The sequence below is a fragment of the Sphingobium sp. MK2 genome, assembly GCF_040170545.1.
Lineage (GTDB): Bacteria > Pseudomonadota > Alphaproteobacteria > Sphingomonadales > Sphingomonadaceae > Sphingobium.
In genome coordinates, this window is the sequence record NZ_JAZDXA010000017.1 from 1 (window position 1) to 16,607 (window position 16,607).

Sequence of the window (16,607 nt, forward strand, 5' to 3'; positions counted from 1 at the left end):
CGGCTCCTGAACCTCAAACCGCAAAGTGGGGAATTTTACTTTGTCCGTTCCGGGGAAAATTACTGTGCCGTTGACAAACGGAGACGGTGCGCGGGCGGCCGCCCGGTATTCGTCAGTGAACCCTTCTAGGCGGCCTTCCACAAACCGCCGCCGTCATTTGCCGACAGTATGCTCGTACACCCCAAGGCGTTCGGCAACCTCCTTACTCTGAAGCCCACCAGCACATAGCAGGATCATTCGGCAAAGATCCGACAACGAACGAGCCGCCTTGTGTCGCCGCGCTTGGGCATCGAGGAAAGAGCACTCCTGCGCGCTCAGCACCACTGCACCCGCCACACGGCCCGCCATCGCATCACCTCCCAACAAAACCAGCGTCAATGATACGAACTACGGTTCCGGGTGACTAGGAGTTTGATGTGGAATTGAGTTTATACCAAGCCAATGGATTGAAAACCTTGCAGAAATGGGGATTTTATTTCGCTGATGCTGGTCAGGTTTTCGCCGGGCGCATCCTCACCGCGCTCGACCACCGAATCGATTATGGTGAGGACCGTTATATCATCTGCGGCTATCTGAATGAGCGGGCGGTGATCTTGGTGTGGCCCCCTCGCCACGAGGGTCGTCGTATCATTTCGATGAGATACGCCAATGACCGCGAAAGAGCTTATTACGAAGCAGCCTTGGATTAACCCGGACGATTTACCCGAATTGGGAGAAGATTTTTTCCGCCATGCCGAAATCCGCATGGGCGATCAGGTCATCCGTCCCGCCACCGGCACGCTAACCCGTCCGGCCGTCCCAAATCCGACGATCCCAAGCAGCAGGTCACGCTCCGCCTCGACGCTGCCATGCTGGGCGGTTTTCGAGCCACTGACCCCGGCTGGCAAAGCCGGATCAATGCCGAATTGCGTATGGCGCTCGGCCTCTAACCCTCAGTTCCTGCCGAACCAGCCCTTCATCCGGCGGAACAGGCCACGTTCGCTGATGGCCTCGAACATTTCTTCCGGGCCTTCGGGGTCGAGCAATTCATGGTCGGCGAGCCATGCCTGTACATCGTTCAGGTCAGGGGTGACATAGGGGCGCAGCGTCCGCCCCGACTTCTGACGCATTTCCTCGATACCCGCCACCAGTCCGCGCTCCGCGATCACGGCGGCGACGCGCTCGACCGGCATGTCGAGATGTTCGGCGATCAGGTCGTTGCGAATGGCCAATATCCGGTCCTGCCGTCCGGCGTTGGCGGGCAGGGCCGTGTCGATCGTTACATCGCATTCGGTGTCCAGCCGCATTGACCGATTGTTCATGTTGGAGGAGCCGACCCGAATCAGCCGGTCATCCACGATCAAGATCTTGGCATGGATGTAGATGGGCACGCCGCGCGTGGTGAAGGCGTGATAAATCCGGAAGCGACCATGGGTATCGCGCGCCTTGAGCGCTTCGTAGAGGCGCGCGCGTGCCGTATCCATCGCCTGCTGTTCCAGCCAGCCGTCGGCCCGTTCCGGATTGACAATGACGATATCCGGGCCATCGGGTTCGGCCAGCCGCTTGGCGATCGCCTCGGCGATGCGGCGAGACGCGAAATATTGGCTTTCGGCGTATATGCAGCGTTTGGCCGCCGCGATCTGGTGGCAATAGAGGTTTTCAATCTCGGTCACGCCATCCTGATCGTCCATTTGCGGCGCGGATCGGGAAATGGCGACCTCCACGCCTTCAAATTGCACGGACAGCCGATCAGGCCAGCAATCCTCCCCGCCCTCCACTGGCTCCAACTCGTCACCGCCCGCCATCTTCCAGCGCATCCGCGCATGGGCACCCAGCGCAGCGGCAACCGGCCCGGTGAGCGCCGTCGTGGCATCATGCCATGGCCCATAGGGCGATCCGTCGGGATGATGACGCCCTGGCTCCTCGTCACGATGGTGGCGCGTGTCCCAGCGATCGCCGGTCATGTCGATGCCGCCGCAAAAGGCGAAACAATCGTCGATTATCACGATCTTCTGATGATGGGAGGCCGCAGGCGGATGATGCCCGTCCAGCTTCACCGTGACGCGCGGATGCGCCATCCATTTGAGTGTGGTGAAGAGGTTGACGGGGCTGACCATCGACTTCATCGCGCCGACATCCCAGCGCAGCAGGAAGATTTCGAGGTCGGGCGAGCGATTGACCAGCCAACTGATGAAATCACCGATGATGGCGGGCGCGCCGTCCTTGACCTCATCTTCGCGAACAAGGCTGATCGCGGCATCGAAATCCCAGCCGATGAGCATGATCCGCTTGCGCGCCTTGAGCATCGCAGCGCGAGCATGGCGAAAATAGGTATCCGCGTCGATGATGACACTGGCGCGGGTGGCTGTCGCGATCTTCCAGCAATCGTCGCCGGGCACCGGCCCCGTCGAATGCGCGCTCATGCGCTGCCCACCACGAGGCAGGCAAGGAACATCAGCAGCCCGGCAAAACGATTGGAACGGAACTTGGCAAGCGGGTCGATGCCATCATCCCGCAAGGTTACGACCTGCCAAAGAAGATGCGCGGCGATGGGGAGCAATGCGACGAGCGCAAGAGCGTCGGGCCGCACCTGCCAGATGGCGATCGCCCACAGAGCCAGCGCCAGCCCATAGCAGAGCGCGACGCCCATGCGGACATGCCGCCCCATCGACAAGGCACTGGAACCGATCCCGATCAGCGCGTCATCCTCCCGATCCTGCAGCGCATAGATGGTATCATAGCCCACCACCCAGAAAATGGTTCCCGCATAAAGCAATAGGCCAGCCATAGTCAGCGTACCGGCCACTTCGCTCCAACCGACCAAGGCCGCCCAGGAAAAGACGAGACCCAGCCAGATTTGCGGCCAGCCGGTAATCCGCTTCATGAAAGGATAGGCCGCGACCAGCGCGAGCGAGGTCAAGGCTATGACCTGCGCATAGGGCCGCAATTGCAACAGCACGACAAGCCCTACCGCACAAAGGACCAGCAGCCAGAGCCATGCGGTTCTGAGCGAGATCGCGCCGCTGGCAAGCGGGCGCGAGGCGGTGCGGGCGACCTTGGCGTCAAGATCGCGATCGACGATATCGTTGAACACGCAGCCCGCGCCGCGCATCGCGATGCTGCCCAGTAGAAACCACAGGATGAGCGGCCAGCGAACAAACCCGCCCCCGGCCAGCGCCACGGCCCAGGCACCCGGCCAGAAAAGCAGCCACCAGCCGATCGGCCGGTCGAATCGGGCGAGCAGCGCGAGGGCGCGCGGCGTGTCCGGCAGGCGCGATAGAAGGCCGCGCGCTTGGGTGTCGGGGACGATGCTACTGCTCACACTATCTCCGTTTCGCCACTGATCGCGGGGCACGTCTCGACTTGCCTTGATAGGAACGGCATTAGGGGCCGCATTGCCATACGGAAAGACCGAAATGACCGCCACCCCCGCCTGGCCACCGCAAAGCGCCCCGCGCCTGCATGTCGAAACCCAGTTGGGCGAAGGCGTGGTGGTGCCGGTGGATGGTAATCCGGCCCATTATCTGATCGCCGTCATGCGGGTGAAGCCCGATGACATCGTGCTGCTCTTCGATGGGCGGTCGGGCGAGTGGGCCGCGCGCGCGCGCGACGTCCGCAAGCGCGATCTGGTGCTGGAATGTGTGGCGCAGACCAAGGGGCCGGAGACGGTGCCCGATTTCTGGCTCTGCTGTGCGCCGATCAAGAAAGGGCGCATCGACCTGATCGCCGAAAAAGCGTGCGAATTGGGCGTAGCGAAATTGCAGCCCGTGCTGACCCGTCGTGCGGTGGTGGACAAGCTGAACCTCGACCGGCTGCACGCCCATCTGGTCGAGGCCGCCGAACAATGCGGGCGCACTGCGCTGCCCGAACTTGCCGCCATGGTGAAGCTCGATGCGCTGCTGCGCGATTGGCCCAGCGATCGCCGTCTTTTCTTCGCTGATGAAACCGGCGGCGCGCCTCTGACGGAGGCCTTTGCTGCACATCCGGGCGCAGCGGCCTTCCTGATCGGACCGGAAGGCGGATTTGATCCCACTGAGCGCGAGGCGATCCGCGCCCACCCCCAGGCCGTGCCGGTTTCGCTTGGTCCCCGAATCCTGCGCGCGGAAACGGCTGCTATCGCCGCTACGGCGGCGTGGATGACGATCAATGGCGACTGGAAATAGTTTCATTTCGCTATTGGATTGAACCGGACGGACACAAAGCCTATCTGATCGAGGCCCGCATTGTTTGACGGGCAGAGGGGAAGCAGTAAGGGCGGGGCATGAGCACCAGAACCGACTCAGGGGAGCATGATCCCGTCATCGAAAGCCGCGACCAGTTGATCGCGGCCTTTGCCAAGGGCGAAAAGCCCAAGGACCGCTGGCGCATCGGCACCGAGCATGAGAAATTCGTCTATAGCCGCAAGGATCATCACGCCCCTTCCTATGAGGAAAAGGGCGGCATCCACACGCTGCTGATCGGCCTGACCCGCTATGGCTGGAATCCGGTGTTCGAGGGCGAGAATATCATCGCGCTGTCAGGGGCCGATGGCACGATCAGCCTGGAACCGGCAGGCCAACTGGAACTGTCGGGCGCGCCGCTCGACAATCTGCACCAGACCTGCGCTGAAACCGGGCGGCATCTGGAACAGGTGAAATATGTCGGCGATATGCTGGGCCTGGGATTTCTCGGCCTTGGCATGTGGCCCGACAAGACGCGCGCTGAGCTGCCGATCATGCCCAAGGGGCGTTACGAGATCATGCTGCGCCACATGCCGCGCGTCGGGTCGCTCGGCCTCGACATGATGTTGCGCACCTGCACCATCCAGACCAATCTGGACTATGGCAGCGAAGCGGACATGGCGCAGAAATTCCGCGTCTCGCTGGCCTTGCAGCCGCTGGCAACAGCGCTGTTCGCTAATTCGCCCTTTACCGAGGGCAAGCCCAACGGGTTCCTCTCCTATCGCAGCCATATCTGGTCGGATACCGACCCCAAGCGCACCGGCATGCTGCCCTTCGTATTCGAGGATGGCTTTGGCTATGAACGCTATGCCGACTATGCGCTCGACGTGCCGATGTATTTCGTCTTTCGCGACGGCAAATATATTGATGCGTCAGGGCTGAGTTTCCGCGACTTCCTCGACGGAAAACTTAGCGTCCTGCCCGGCGAAAAGCCGACCGAGAAGGATTGGGAAGATCATCTCTCCACCGCCTTCCCCGAAGTGCGGCTGAAAAGCTTTCTCGAAATGCGCGGGGCCGATGGCGGTCCGTGGGGCCGCATCTGTGCCCTGCCCGCCTTGTGGGTCGGCCTGCTCTATGACCAGGGTGCGCTCGATGCGGCGTGGGATCTGGTCAAGGATTGGAGCATGGAGGATCGGCAGGTCTTGCGCGATGCCGTGCCGCGGCTCGGCCTGGACGCGCCAGTCGGCAAGGGCCGCACCTTGCGCGATATTGCGCGGCCGGCGCTGGATATTGCGCGATCGGGCCTGGCGGCGCGTGGGCGGCACAATGCAGCGGGCGACAATGAGACGGGTTATCTTTCCGCGCTGGAAGATGTCGTCTCATCGGGCAAGACCCACGCCGAACGGCTGCTCGATCGCTATCATGGCGAATGGGGCGACGATGTCAGCAAAGTCTATGCCGAGGAAAGTTTCTAGACTTTTTATCGGCCTGGACTGATTAGCGGGGCGGTCATGTCCGCCCCGCCCGCCCCCGCACGCAACGCTGCGATCCTCTTCATCCTGGTGACGGCATGGCTCGACGTCATGTCGATGGGCATCGTCATTCCGGTGCTGCCCCAACTTATCGAGCAGCTTTCCGGCGCGACCAGCGCTGCAGGCCTTTGGAACGGGCTGTTTGTGGCGCTGTGGGCGGGGATGCAATTTCTCTGCTCGCCAGTGATCGGGTCGTTGTCCGACAGGTTCGGGCGACGGCCGGTGATCCTGGTGTCCGTCTGCGGGCTGGCGCTCGATTATGTGCTGATGGCGCTTGCGCCGAGCCTGTGGTGGCTGGCCGTGGGGCGCATCCTCGCCGGGATCACCTCGTCCAGCTTCACCTCGGTCTTCGCCTATATGGCCGACATCACCGCACCGGAAGATCGCGCCAGGGGCTATGGCCTGATCGGCGCGGCGTTCAGCGGCGGCTTCGTCGCCGGGCCGCTGATCGGCGGCGTGCTGGGGGAGATATCGCTGCGTGCGCCCTTCTGGGCGGCGGCGGGCCTGTCGGGCCTCGCCTTCCTCTACGGCCTGATCGTGCTGCCCGAATCGCTGCCGCGCGACAAGCGTATGGCGTTTAGCTGGCGGCGCGCCAATCCGTTCGGCGCGCTCCGGCTGCTGCGCTCGCACCCTGACCTTGCCAGCCTCGCGACCGTCAATTTCCTGCTCTATTTCGCCCATCACCTGTTTTCGGCGGTGTTCGTCCTCTATGCGGGCGACCGCTATGGCTGGGGCGCGTGGCAGGTCGGCACCCTGCTGGCGCTCGTCGGCCTGATGGACATGGGGGTGCAGGGGTTGCTCGTGGGGCCAGTGGTCAAGCGGCTGGGCGACCGGACCACGATGGTCGTCGGCCTGTCGTTCGGCGCGGTCGGCATTGCGGCGATGGGCCTTGCGCCGACGGGATGGCTGTTCGTCGCCGCCATGCTGCCCAATGCGCTCTGGGGCCTTGCCATGCCCACCCTCCAGTCGCTCATGACCCGGCGCGTGTCCGAAAGCGAACAGGGCCAGTTGCAGGGCGCGAACAACAGCGTCTCCAGCATTGCGGGCATCGCTTCGCCGCTCTTCTTCGGCGCGGTCTACTCCGCCTCGGTCGGCACCGCGCCGATCCTGCCCTTCATCGGCAGCGCCTTCCTGATCGCCGCCGCTGTTCTGGCCGGTGGCGCGCTGCTGGGATGGACCGCCGGGCGCGGCGCGCGCGCACCTGTGCTGGACAAGAACGCAACAGGACAGTAACCGGACGCGAATCCCTATCCCTCGGACTGACAAAGGCGATTCTATGACGCTGCCCCTTCAGGATTCCATCCTTATCGTGGACTTCGGCAGCCAGGTGACCCAGCTCATCGCCCGGCGCGTGCGCGAAGCCGGCGTCTATTCCGAAATCGCCCCCTTCAACAGCGCCGCCGAGGCCTTTGCCCGGATGCAGCCCAAGGGGGTGATCCTGTCAGGCGGGCCGTCTTCGGTGATGTGGGAAGACAGTCCCCGCGCACCGCAGGCGATCTTCGACGCGGGCGTGCCTGTGCTGGGCATCTGCTATGGCCAGCAGACGATGATGCAGCAATTGGGCGGCAATGTCGAAGGCGGCGAGAGCGGCGAATTCGGCCGCGCCTTCATCGAGGTAAAGAAGAGTTGCGCGCTGTTCGACGGCCTGTGGAGCGAGGGCGAGCGCCATCAGGTGTGGATGAGCCATGGCGACAAGGTGACGCAGCTCGCCCCCGGTTTCGAGGTCGTCGCGACCAGCGAAGGCGCGCCCTTCGCCGTGACCGCCAATGAGACCAAGCGCTTCTACGCCACCCAATTCCATCCCGAAGTCGTCCACACCCCCGATGGCGGCAAGCTGCTCGCCAATTTCGTGCGCCATGTCTGCGGCCTGGCGGGCGACTGGACGATGGCGGAATTCCGCGCGACCAAGATCGCCGACATCCGCGCCCAGGTTGGCGAAGGCCGGGTCATTTGCGGCCTGTCCGGCGGCGTCGACAGCGCAGTGGCGGCGGTGCTGATCCACGAAGCGATCGGCGACCAGCTGACCTGCGTATTCGTCGACCATGGCCTGATGCGCCTGGGCGAAGCCGAACAGGTGGTCAGCCTGTTCCGCGAACATTATGGTATCAAGCTGGTCCATGTGGAGGCCGAAGCCCGCTTCCTCGACGGCCTGGCGGGCCTCACTGACCCCGAAAAGAAGCGCAAATTCATCGGTGGCGAATTCATCGCCGTGTTCGAGGAGGAAGCCGCCAAGATCGGCGGTGCGGATTTCCTGGCACAAGGCACGCTCTATCCCGACGTCATCGAAAGCGTGTCCTTCACCGGCGGGCCTTCGGTCACGATCAAGTCGCATCATAATGTCGGCGGCCTGCCCGACCGCATGAACATGAAGCTGGTCGAACCCTTGCGCGAACTGTTCAAGGACGAAGTGCGCGTGCTGGGCAAGGAACTGGGCCTGCCCGACATTTTCGTTGGCCGTCACCCCTTCCCCGGCCCCGGCCTTGCCATCCGCATCCCCGGCGAAGTCACCAAGGAACGCTGCGACATATTGCGCAAGGCCGACGCGGTCTATCTGGAGGAAATCCGCAATGCGGGCCTCTATGATGCGATCTGGCAGGCGTTCGCCGTACTGCTCCCCGTCCGCACCGTGGGCGTGATGGGGGACCTTCGCACCTATGACAGCGTCTGCGCGCTGCGCGCCGTCACCTCGACCGACGGCATGACCGCCGATATCTACCCCTTCGACGCCGCCTTCCTGAGCCGCGTCGCAACCCGCATCATCAACGAGGTCAAGGGCATCAACCGCGTCGTCTACGACTATACCAGCAAGCCCCCCGGCACGATCGAGTGGGAATGATTCAGACCTATCCGAGCGTATCCGAAAATACGCTAGAGTACGACATAACATACTGAAAATAAAAATAGATCCTTCCCATGCCTATCGATATCTATCGGTGGACATAGATCGTGTTCGTCGGCCTCGCTGACGGGCCTCGCCCCCATTTATCAACCGGAAAAACGAAACTACCGTCAGGTCAAACGAGGCCAATGACGGTACTTTTCCGCAAGAAGGTCCGAAATGTTGACCGATACAGCACTTAAGTGATCGGAACAAAAAGCAAAAATGTACAAAGTATCTGATCGTGACAGCATGTATGTGCGCGTCGCACCGTCGGGTGCCATCTCGTTCAGGCTCGACTATCGGTTGAACGGCGGGCGGGAGACTGTCTATCTCGGTAGGTATGCCCGTGACGGGATATGACTTGTAACGGATTTGTGCCGGTCACCTGAGCGATTAGAGCTCGCAACAAAGGCAGTTTGCCAGCGGTGAGGCACCAAAGCTGATCGGAGGGCGGTGTCCCGCGAGGGAACGCAGGGACGAACGTTTTGCGAAGTAGTCCGATGGGCGCCCATAGCCCGCTTCGAATCAATACAACGTTCGTTCTTGCGAGACCCGATAAAGCACTGACCGAACTGCAGTTCGGTCAGTGCGGACATATCCATGAAACCCTCAACGGATCACACCGCCAGAGCTCTGCAATTACAGATCGGGCTCCAAAGGTGCTTCAATCAGCGGCGGTAGATATTGCCCGAGCTATCGGTGTAGATCATCGTGCCCGCATTGGGTGTGGCAAGGCGGGTGGCGGTGCCGCTAACCCTCACCCAGGCCTCGACATTGTCATCGTTCTGTTTGCGCCAGATTGATCCATCGGTAGACAATACAGTAATTGTTCCATCGGAAGATGCTGCGATGTCGACAGCGTTACGACCGACCAACACTGGGCCATTTATAAAGTCGGAGCGCCACACGTTGTTTTCGCCGCCGATATAGTAGAGTGAACCCTTGCGGACGAGCGCGATCTTCTTGGCCCAGACATTCGGTGCCCAGAACCACTGGTTGTTGTTATCGTCGGCGCTCTTGACCCACACTTTGCTTCCGCTGGCATTGATATGGGCGACCGTGCCATCGGCGCTGGCCGCCACAGCTCGGCTGTCCTGTGCCACCTGCACCCAGCGGTTATTATCGCGGCGATAGACGTTATTGTCGGTTCCCACCGCATAATAACGGTTCTCACCGATAATGGCCACATCCTTGAAGTTCCATTCCAGCATGGTCCAGCGACCATTGGGAGGCAGCACCCAGATATTGTTCTGGACATTGGCGGTTGCGATGGTGCCATCTGCGCCAGCGGCAATCGCCACCGCGCCCGTCCCGATCTGCGTCGCCGCATCACCCGGCAGTTGCGGATTGACCGGAGCAGGGACTGAGGGGGTTGCGGGTGTGGCACCAGGTAGGGCCGGAGCCGCTGCGCCAATCGACACGATCACGCCGCGCGAAGGCACGCCTGCCGCATCGACTGTCGAAAGCTGGTAATAGCCCGGAGGTGCCAGATTGGGATTGCTCGGCATAGTTACATTGATGCCGCTTGCTGTACGCGTGAAGGATAGCTTCAGGCGGCGCTGGTTTGAATCAAAGCTGTGCGTTACCGATCCTACGGCAATCAGCGAAACCCTGATGATATTGTCGCCAGTCGCGGTTTGAACCTCGATATTTTGTCCGAAATTGGCTGCGACCGTGGATAGGCTGATGATCCGGGGGCGCTGTGCCAGCACCGACCGGCCATTTTCGCTGCGGAACAAATAGGGCGGATAATAGATTTCGGCGTTCAGGTTGGTCGCAGGTCCAGGCGCGCCACCGCCCGAAACCAGAACCGCGCCATTGGGCAGCAGCAGCGAGTTGGAGTGATAGCCGCGATAGACCCGGCCCGATGCGCCGAGCGTCCAACGCCCACTGGCTGGATCCCAGATTTCTGCAGACAGCACCGCATTGTTGCCCGCTTCATCGGCATAGCGCGTTCCGCCGGTGACGAGCACGCGGCCATTGGGCAGCACTGCGGCATTGGCCCACTGGCGAGGATTGTTCATCGGCGCGGTTTCAGTGATGGTGAGCTGGCCCGCTCCCAGCTTGTTGATATCAAATACGGTGGCGGCGGCGCTGGAAGGGCTTTGATAGCCGTTATTATAGCCATTGCCGCCCACCTGAAGGATGCGGCCGGTATCGAACATCACTGCGGTCGAGGTCGGGCCGACATTGGGACGCGTGTTGTTGTCGACCCTGGTCTTGAAGTCGCGCAGGGTACGGATCGAGCCATTGCCGCCCAGCCGCATTTCCCAGATCTTCTCGGTCGAGATGCCGAACAGAGTGCCTGCGGGCGAAACCCATTGGCGCGGATACCACCAGCGTTCGCTGCGCGGGCCGAAGGCATCGGTGCTGTACGCGCCCACCAGGCTGCGCCAACCCTGGCCAGGGGTATAGACCTCAGGGGTTGAGGAAATGGTCGGAAGCGGCGTTTCGGGCACATTGGGATCATTGATCGCATAGGGGGCAGAACCGCCGGTGATGATGGCACGACCATCCGGCAGCTTGGTCATAGTGCCATACCAGCGCGGCGCATTGAGGTTATAGTCGCGCTGCGGCTGCGAGGTCCGCCAGTCGAGCACCATGCCTTCGCGGCTGGAAAAGCCGGAAATAGTGCTCGCTCCGCCCGAAACGAGCAGCTTGCCGTCTGACAACAGGGTTGCCGAAGAGCAAAAGCTGTCCACGTTCTGCGCATTGGGCAGAACCTGGAAAGATGCGCTGTCAATGCCTTTGCGCGGGTCCCAGAATACCAGCGAGCGACCATCCTGCACCGTGCCCCCTGGAGGTGCTCCATAAGTGAGCACACGGCCATCCGGCAGCAGCGAGGCATGGATGGGAATGCTGGGCCAGCTATAAACACCAGACCACATGCCTGCCTGCGCGGCCTTGGCCGGGATCGACAGGTTCGACAGCAGGGGATCCGTGCTAGAGTTGTCGACAACCACCGGGTACACGGCCTGTTGGGCCAATGCGGGCACAGCGCTAGCACCAGCCATCAGCATAGCCGCGACCGGCAGCGCGCGCCCGGTGGCAAGGAGGCAAACTGCAACGGTAGACTTGAACGACATCGGAAATCTCCAGAGATACGCAGAATTATCAGGGGTAAAGACGAGGTGAAGATCAGCGGCTCATCTCCATGAGCGCTTCCAGATCATTCCGTATCTGTTGGGACGCGAGCGGCGCGCCGGAATAACGTTGGATCATACGGTGGCGGCTATCGAACAGCCGGACTTCGGTGGAGTGGAAATCAAACCCGGCTTTGCCAGGTCGCATCGCAGCAAATGTCTTGACGACGCGCATGACGTGATCCGGCCGACCGGTGGCAAATGTCCAGCTTTTGGATGTCACGCCAAATGCCTTTGCATAGGCCTTGAGCCTTTGCGGCTTGTCATTGCCCGGATCGACGCTGATCGAAAGGATGGTCAGCTTGTTGCGGATGACGGGCGGCAGTTTGCGTTCAAACTGCGCCAATTCAGCAACTTGCGTGGGGCAGGTTGTGCCGCAGCCTGTGAAGATGAAGTTGACCAGCACATAGCGACCGGCAAACCGCCCATCATTCACCGGGCGTCCATTTTGATCGATCAGCCCCTTTAGAATGGTGCGCATAGGGTCGGCACCGGACCATACCGGGGCAGCGCCTACAGGTGCCGCCAAGGCAATAGTAATGGCAATGGTTAACAAATTTCCCAGTAATTTTTTTGCAACTCGATGCATAGGATACCCCCTATGCGATTTCTGCAAATAACAAATAAATCATTCAAGCTAAAACTGCTGCAAAATCAGCATTTTGTGAAACTGTCTAAATTTGGATCAAGTTATAACACCAATATTAACCGGCATAAAATTTACATTAATTGATTTTTTATAAATTTTAATGGTTAATATTATGCAGATTTTAGAGCAATTTTCGAAGATTATTGAGTAATATCAGCATATTGTGATTCACGCCTCATTACGAAGAGATGGAGTGAATGGTGACATGGACTGGTATTGCCCGGTGCGAGCATAGCCGGGAGGGACTATGATATCCATCGGATATGACTGATGTAGAAGCGGCTGACGGGCCTCGGCAGGCTCCCCGAAAACCAGACAGATGACATCATTCGACGGCTTTGACGATTGGAAATGCTTACCTGAAACCGATCGCCCAAGTGCAGGCGGCGGCGATGAGCAGACCAACCAAGGCTCTCCAAGGCGTTCCGGCCGGAAGGTCGACCTCTTCTTCGACCGCTAAGGTCCGGCGGCCGTGAAACATCGGACCGACAAGATCATCGCGCAATCGTAACAGATGATACAGGATTGCAGCAATATGCAGCGCCACAAGGAGGAGGAGTAGACTAAATAGCATTGCGTGCAAGTCAGAGGCCATGCGCCCCTGATCAAAGCTGACATAGTCGGAAAGTGGACCGGATTCGAGGCCGTCCACATCGACCGCGAACAGGCCTGCAATGACCATTGCCATCACGGTGGCGAGCAGTAGCAACACGCTCCAGCCGCCCGCTGGATTATGACCGACCGTGGTGCGATGGGGGTGCTGTCCGAGCGCCTTAAGATAGACAAAAGTAGCATGTGGGCTGCGCACGAAATGCGCGAAGCGGGCTGTCCCGGTGCCAAAAACCCCCCAGTAAACACGAAAGATCAGCAAGAAGAAAATGCCGTAGCCGGACAGGCGATGCCATTCCATCTCATGTCGTTCACCGCTCCACCAGGAAAAGCCAAGCAGGGCGACGAGCAACCAATGGAACAGCCGGATATAAATGTCCCAGATCAGAATGCTTCGGGATGGTGCAAGGGGTGCCATGACGTGATCTTCAATTGTCCGCGCGGAACTGGCGATGGCAGGCGGCGCAGGTCGCCCCGGTCGCCTTCGCCTGCGTGCGGATCGCATCGACATTGCCGCCATTAACGACGGCTATCAATTTGCCCGACTCGGCGATCAGCTTGGCCATTTGCCCGTCGAACGTCGCGCGATCTGTCCAGATGTTAGGCAGCGCGTCGGTGCGAACGCCTGCCGTCGGGCCGCTACCGGCTGGGAAGAGCCTGGGTTGTTCGCGCGCGGCGGCAGCCAGCGTTTGAGCCGCACCGACCATCGTTGCCTTCATCGGGGTGCCAGTCTTAAGCTGGTCGTTCAGCGCCTTCATGGCCGCGCCCATTTTCTTATAGCCCGCCTGACGCGCGGCGATGGCCGCCTTGGGCGTTGGGGCAGCGGCCGGGGCGGCGTTCAGCGGCACCGGCATCATCGGCATCGCCGCTAGAGGGAGGCCGAACAGCGCGAGCAGCGGGAGGCGGAAGGCTGGCGATATGGTCATGCGATGGTCTACCCTGCGCTATTGCTGGTCAATGGTCAGAACGGTCCGGGGCAGCGCACCCGCCATCTTCACTGCCGTCGGGTCAGGAAAGACAGTGCGAAAAATTCCTTTCACTTCGGAGATGCCTCCGTCGGCCATCTGCGCGGCCGTCGCACCATATTTGCTCGGAATGTCGGTTCGCGCACCATGGGCAGCCAGGACGCGGAGCATCGCCTCAAGCTCTGGCTGGACGCCCCCGGCCACCAGCACGTGGAGCACGGTCATCCCGTCGGCATCCGCGACATCGACTGCCGGTGCCAGCGACAGCGCATAGCCAAGCGTGGCCGCACTACCTCCGCGCGCGGCGGCTAGCAGCACATTGGTGCCATCCACTGCTACGAAACGCGGATCGGCCCCTGCCGCGAGCAACAGCGCCATCACGTCCTTGCGGCCATTGGCAGCAGCAATCAGCAGTGGCGGTGTCGGCGGCACCGGCGGGGGCGGGCGACCGAAATTTGCTTCCGTCACCCATGTGATCCGCGACGGGCCGGTCAGGCCATTGGGATCCGCGCCCTTGGCCAGCAGCAGACGGACGAGATCGACATCTCCGCCCGCCGCCGCACCATGGAGCAGTAGTTCGCCGGTCCGGTCCCGTTCCGTCACGTCCACCCCATGCGGCACCAACAAAGCGGCGGCAGCGAAATTTTTTTGATAGAGCGCGAGTTGTACCGCGCTGGTATTTTCTGGACCACGATAGGTACTGTCCGCGCCCGCAGCGAGCAGCGCCTGTGTTGCCGGGACCACGCCGCTCTTGATCGCGAAGAATAAGGGCGTGAATCCGCCCTTCGACACCCGGTTCGGATTCGCTCCGGCCTGGAGCAGAAGGGCGATCGCCTCTGTCCGGCCCGCTGCGGCCGCCCACATCAACGGTGTCTGGCCGCGGCTGTCGATACTGTCCGGTGCCGCCCCCATGGCCACCATGCGTGCGACGGCGTCGGAAGGGCCATAGCGGGCGCAGATGGCAAGCGGGCTTGTCCCGTCCGGTCGTGTGGCGCGGACATTGGCACCGGCGTCAAGCAATTGCGCTACGATCATAGCCTCTCCCAACTCACAAGCGAGCGACAGCGGCGTGACCCCGTCCTGATCAGCATTGTTAACGCCCGCGCCACCAGCCAGCAGCGCGCCAATCATCGCAGCATTTTGGACGTTCACCGCCCAGCTGAGCGGCGTGGCACCAAAGGCAAGCTTCCGGTTGGGGTCGGCCCCCTCTGCCAGGGCCACCTGAACACCGGCCAGGTCGTTCGCCTGGATCGCGCGCGCCAGCCTGTCATCATCCTGCGCCGGGCGGGCTTGCGCAACGCTGCACCCCGTCAGCAGCGCCAGCAAGGCGAGAATCGGGCGGGTGACATCAGCCACCGGCCAATGCCTTGAACGGACCATCGCTGTCGCCAAAGCGGGCCGCCGGCACATCAAGCAGATGCAGTACGCTTAGCAGCAGGTTGGACATGGTAGTCCCTTTTTCAGCGACGATATGCCGGTCGCCAGGCACCAGTCCACCCGCGACGATAACGGGCAGGTCCATATGGTCATGCTCATTGGGGTCACCAAAGGCCGATCCACGCAGTACCAAAGTCCGGTCGAGCAGCGAACCTTCACCATCCTTCACCGCCTTCATCCGATCGAGATAATAAGCGAAATATTCCATATGATGTCGGTTGATGCGGGCCAGCTTCGCCATTTTTTCCGGGTTGTTGCCGTGATGGCTGAGCATGTGATGCGAATCCGGCACACCGATTTCGGGATAGGTGCGATTGCTAAGTTCGCGTCCGATCATGAAACTGCCGATGCGGGTGATGTCGGCCTGCATCGCCAGAACCTGGAGATCGATCATCATGCGGACATGTGCGTCGAAACTGTCGGGAATGCCCGCCGGTCGCTCCAGATCGGCGCTCTGCGCGCCGCCGCCCGATGCGATCGCGCGCTGGATGCGTCGTTCGATATCGCGGGTCGCTTCCAGATATTCGTCGACCTTGTGCCGATCCTCCATGCCCAGCACCCCGGTCAGGCGAGCGCTGTCCTCCATCACAAAATCGAGGATACTCGATTGCCGCCGCAATTGCGCAAGCTGGCTCTTGGCATCGAGCGCGTCGCCATCGCCGAACAGGCGTTCAAACACGTCGCGCGGATTGGCGGTGACGGGCAATGGCACGGTCGGGTTCCGCCAACTAATGCCGTTGGTGTAGGCGCAACTATAGCCAATATCGCAACTGCCTAGCAGGCTGGCCTGGTCGATGCCCAGTTCCAGCGAGCTGAGCTGGGTCGCGTCGCCCAGATGATCGGCATAGAGTTGGTCGACCGAAATGCCGCAGCGTATGTCCGTGCCCTCAGTCTGGCGCACATGAACGCCGGTGATGAAGGCGGGACAGGAGCGGCCATGTCCGGCGGGACGATCCCCCATGGCCGCCGCACTGGGATGACCAAGGCCGGTGACGACGCTGATCTGCGCACGATGCGGTGCCAGCGGTTCCAGCGTGGGTGGCAGCGCAAATCCTGGTCCCTGCGCCGTCGGCAGAAACTGGTTCATCATCATGCCGTTTGGGGAATAGAATATCTGGAGCCGCTTGGGCCGGGACGCGACATCAGCCGCGCTGGCCGTCGGCATCATGGCTTCCAGGAATGGCAAGGCCATCATCGTGCCCGCGCCGCGCAACATGGTACGGCGGCTGAGTGGCTTACGCAGAACTATCAT

Annotated in this window: 14 protein-coding genes and 1 pseudogene; 7 read left to right on the plus strand and 8 right to left on the minus strand. The window is 61.3% G+C overall.

Annotation, left to right across the window (positions count from 1 at the left end; translation table 11 throughout):
* Positions 1-416 precede the first annotated feature (416 nt).
* A complete protein-coding gene (locus V2I08_RS09715; protein WP_349634911.1) occupies positions 417-689 on the plus strand; it encodes a BrnT family toxin in 273 nt (90 codons plus the stop codon).
* Between the two features lie 18 nt (positions 690-707).
* A complete protein-coding gene (locus V2I08_RS09720; protein ID WP_349634998.1) occupies positions 708-929 on the plus strand; it encodes a BrnA antitoxin family protein in 222 nt (73 codons plus the stop codon).
* A gap of 3 nt (positions 930-932) precedes the next feature.
* On the opposite strand, the gene V2I08_RS09725 is transcribed toward V2I08_RS09720, so the two are convergent.
* Positions 933-2,402: a phospholipase D-like domain-containing protein gene (locus V2I08_RS09725; protein ID WP_349634912.1), complete on the minus strand. Its 1,470-nt coding sequence runs from the start codon at positions 2,400-2,402 to the stop codon at positions 933-935.
* Complete coding sequence (gene ubiA, locus V2I08_RS09730) at positions 2,399-3,301, minus strand: 4-hydroxybenzoate octaprenyltransferase (RefSeq protein WP_349634913.1); 903 nt, start codon at positions 3,299-3,301, stop codon at positions 2,399-2,401. Before ubiA ends, V2I08_RS09725 begins: the two co-directional genes overlap by 4 nt.
* A 94-nt stretch (positions 3,302-3,395) precedes the next feature.
* On the opposite strand from ubiA, the gene V2I08_RS09735 reads away from it, so the two are divergent.
* From V2I08_RS09735 to V2I08_RS09755, 5 genes and pseudogenes are all read left to right on the plus strand, one after another.
* Positions 3,396-4,142, plus strand: coding sequence for a 16S rRNA (uracil(1498)-N(3))-methyltransferase (locus tag V2I08_RS09735; protein ID WP_349634914.1), 747 nt, complete (start codon positions 3,396-3,398; stop codon positions 4,140-4,142).
* Positions 4,143-4,240: 98 nt separating this feature from the next.
* The gene (locus V2I08_RS09740; protein ID WP_349634915.1) at positions 4,241-5,614 is read left to right on the plus strand and encodes a glutamate--cysteine ligase; all 1,374 of its coding nucleotides are present in this window, start codon (positions 4,241-4,243) and stop codon (positions 5,612-5,614) included.
* Between the two features lie 36 nt (positions 5,615-5,650).
* On the plus strand, positions 5,651-6,904 hold the full coding sequence (locus tag V2I08_RS09745) for a TCR/Tet family MFS transporter (RefSeq protein WP_349634916.1): 1,254 nt from the start codon (positions 5,651-5,653) through the stop codon (positions 6,902-6,904).
* Between the two features lie 43 nt (positions 6,905-6,947).
* On the plus strand, positions 6,948-8,507 hold the full coding sequence (gene guaA, locus V2I08_RS09750; RefSeq protein ID WP_349634917.1) for a glutamine-hydrolyzing GMP synthase: 1,560 nt from the start codon (positions 6,948-6,950) through the stop codon (positions 8,505-8,507).
* Positions 8,508-8,774: 267 nt separating this feature from the next.
* Positions 8,775-8,909 (plus strand): annotated as a pseudogene (locus V2I08_RS09755) (Arm DNA-binding domain-containing protein); the annotation flags it as partial.
* Positions 8,910-9,220: 311 nt separating this feature from the next.
* Here V2I08_RS09755 and V2I08_RS09760 read toward each other — a convergent pair.
* From V2I08_RS09760 to V2I08_RS09785, 6 genes are all read right to left on the minus strand, one after another.
* Entirely contained in the window at positions 9,221-11,638 is a 2,418-nt protein-coding gene (locus V2I08_RS09760) for a galactose oxidase-like domain-containing protein (RefSeq protein ID WP_349634919.1), read from the minus strand.
* A 52-nt stretch (positions 11,639-11,690) separates the two neighbouring features.
* On the minus strand, positions 11,691-12,284 hold the full coding sequence (locus tag V2I08_RS09765) for an SCO family protein (protein WP_349634920.1): 594 nt from the start codon (positions 12,282-12,284) through the stop codon (positions 11,691-11,693).
* Between the two features lie 415 nt (positions 12,285-12,699).
* Positions 12,700-13,371, minus strand: coding sequence for a cytochrome b/b6 domain-containing protein (locus V2I08_RS09770; protein WP_349634921.1), 672 nt, complete (start codon positions 13,369-13,371; stop codon positions 12,700-12,702).
* 10 nt (positions 13,372-13,381) lie between these two features.
* The gene (locus V2I08_RS09775; RefSeq protein ID WP_349634922.1) at positions 13,382-13,879 is read right to left on the minus strand and encodes a cytochrome c; all 498 of its coding nucleotides are present in this window, start codon (positions 13,877-13,879) and stop codon (positions 13,382-13,384) included.
* 18 nt (positions 13,880-13,897) lie between these two features.
* A complete protein-coding gene (locus V2I08_RS09780; RefSeq protein ID WP_349634923.1) occupies positions 13,898-15,274 on the minus strand; it encodes an ankyrin repeat domain-containing protein in 1,377 nt (458 codons plus the stop codon).
* A complete protein-coding gene (locus V2I08_RS09785; protein WP_349634924.1) occupies positions 15,267-16,607 on the minus strand; it encodes a DUF1552 domain-containing protein in 1,341 nt (446 codons plus the stop codon). The genes V2I08_RS09780 and V2I08_RS09785 overlap by 8 nt, the downstream gene beginning before the upstream one ends.

Coding starts and splice junctions, on each gene's coding strand:
- V2I08_RS09725 (WP_349634912.1), bottom strand. CDS start 2,402: ATGAGCGCGCATTCGACGGGGCCGGTGCCCGGCGACGATTGCTGGAAG.
- V2I08_RS09735 (WP_349634914.1), top strand. CDS start 3,396: ATGACCGCCACCCCCGCCTGGCCACCGCAAAGCGCCCCGCGCCTGCAT.
- V2I08_RS09740 (WP_349634915.1), top strand. CDS start 4,241: ATGAGCACCAGAACCGACTCAGGGGAGCATGATCCCGTCATCGAAAGC.
- V2I08_RS09745 (WP_349634916.1), top strand. CDS start 5,651: ATGTCCGCCCCGCCCGCCCCCGCACGCAACGCTGCGATCCTCTTCATC.
- guaA (WP_349634917.1), top strand. CDS start 6,948: ATGACGCTGCCCCTTCAGGATTCCATCCTTATCGTGGACTTCGGCAGC.
- V2I08_RS09760 (WP_349634919.1), bottom strand. CDS start 11,638: ATGTCGTTCAAGTCTACCGTTGCAGTTTGCCTCCTTGCCACCGGGCGC.
- V2I08_RS09765 (WP_349634920.1), bottom strand. CDS start 12,284: ATGCATCGAGTTGCAAAAAAATTACTGGGAAATTTGTTAACCATTGCC.
- V2I08_RS09770 (WP_349634921.1), bottom strand. CDS start 13,371: ATGGCACCCCTTGCACCATCCCGAAGCATTCTGATCTGGGACATTTAT.
- V2I08_RS09775 (WP_349634922.1), bottom strand. CDS start 13,879: ATGACCATATCGCCAGCCTTCCGCCTCCCGCTGCTCGCGCTGTTCGGC.
- V2I08_RS09785 (WP_349634924.1), bottom strand. CDS start 16,607: ATGATAGTTCTGCGTAAGCCACTCAGCCGCCGTACCATGTTGCGCGGC.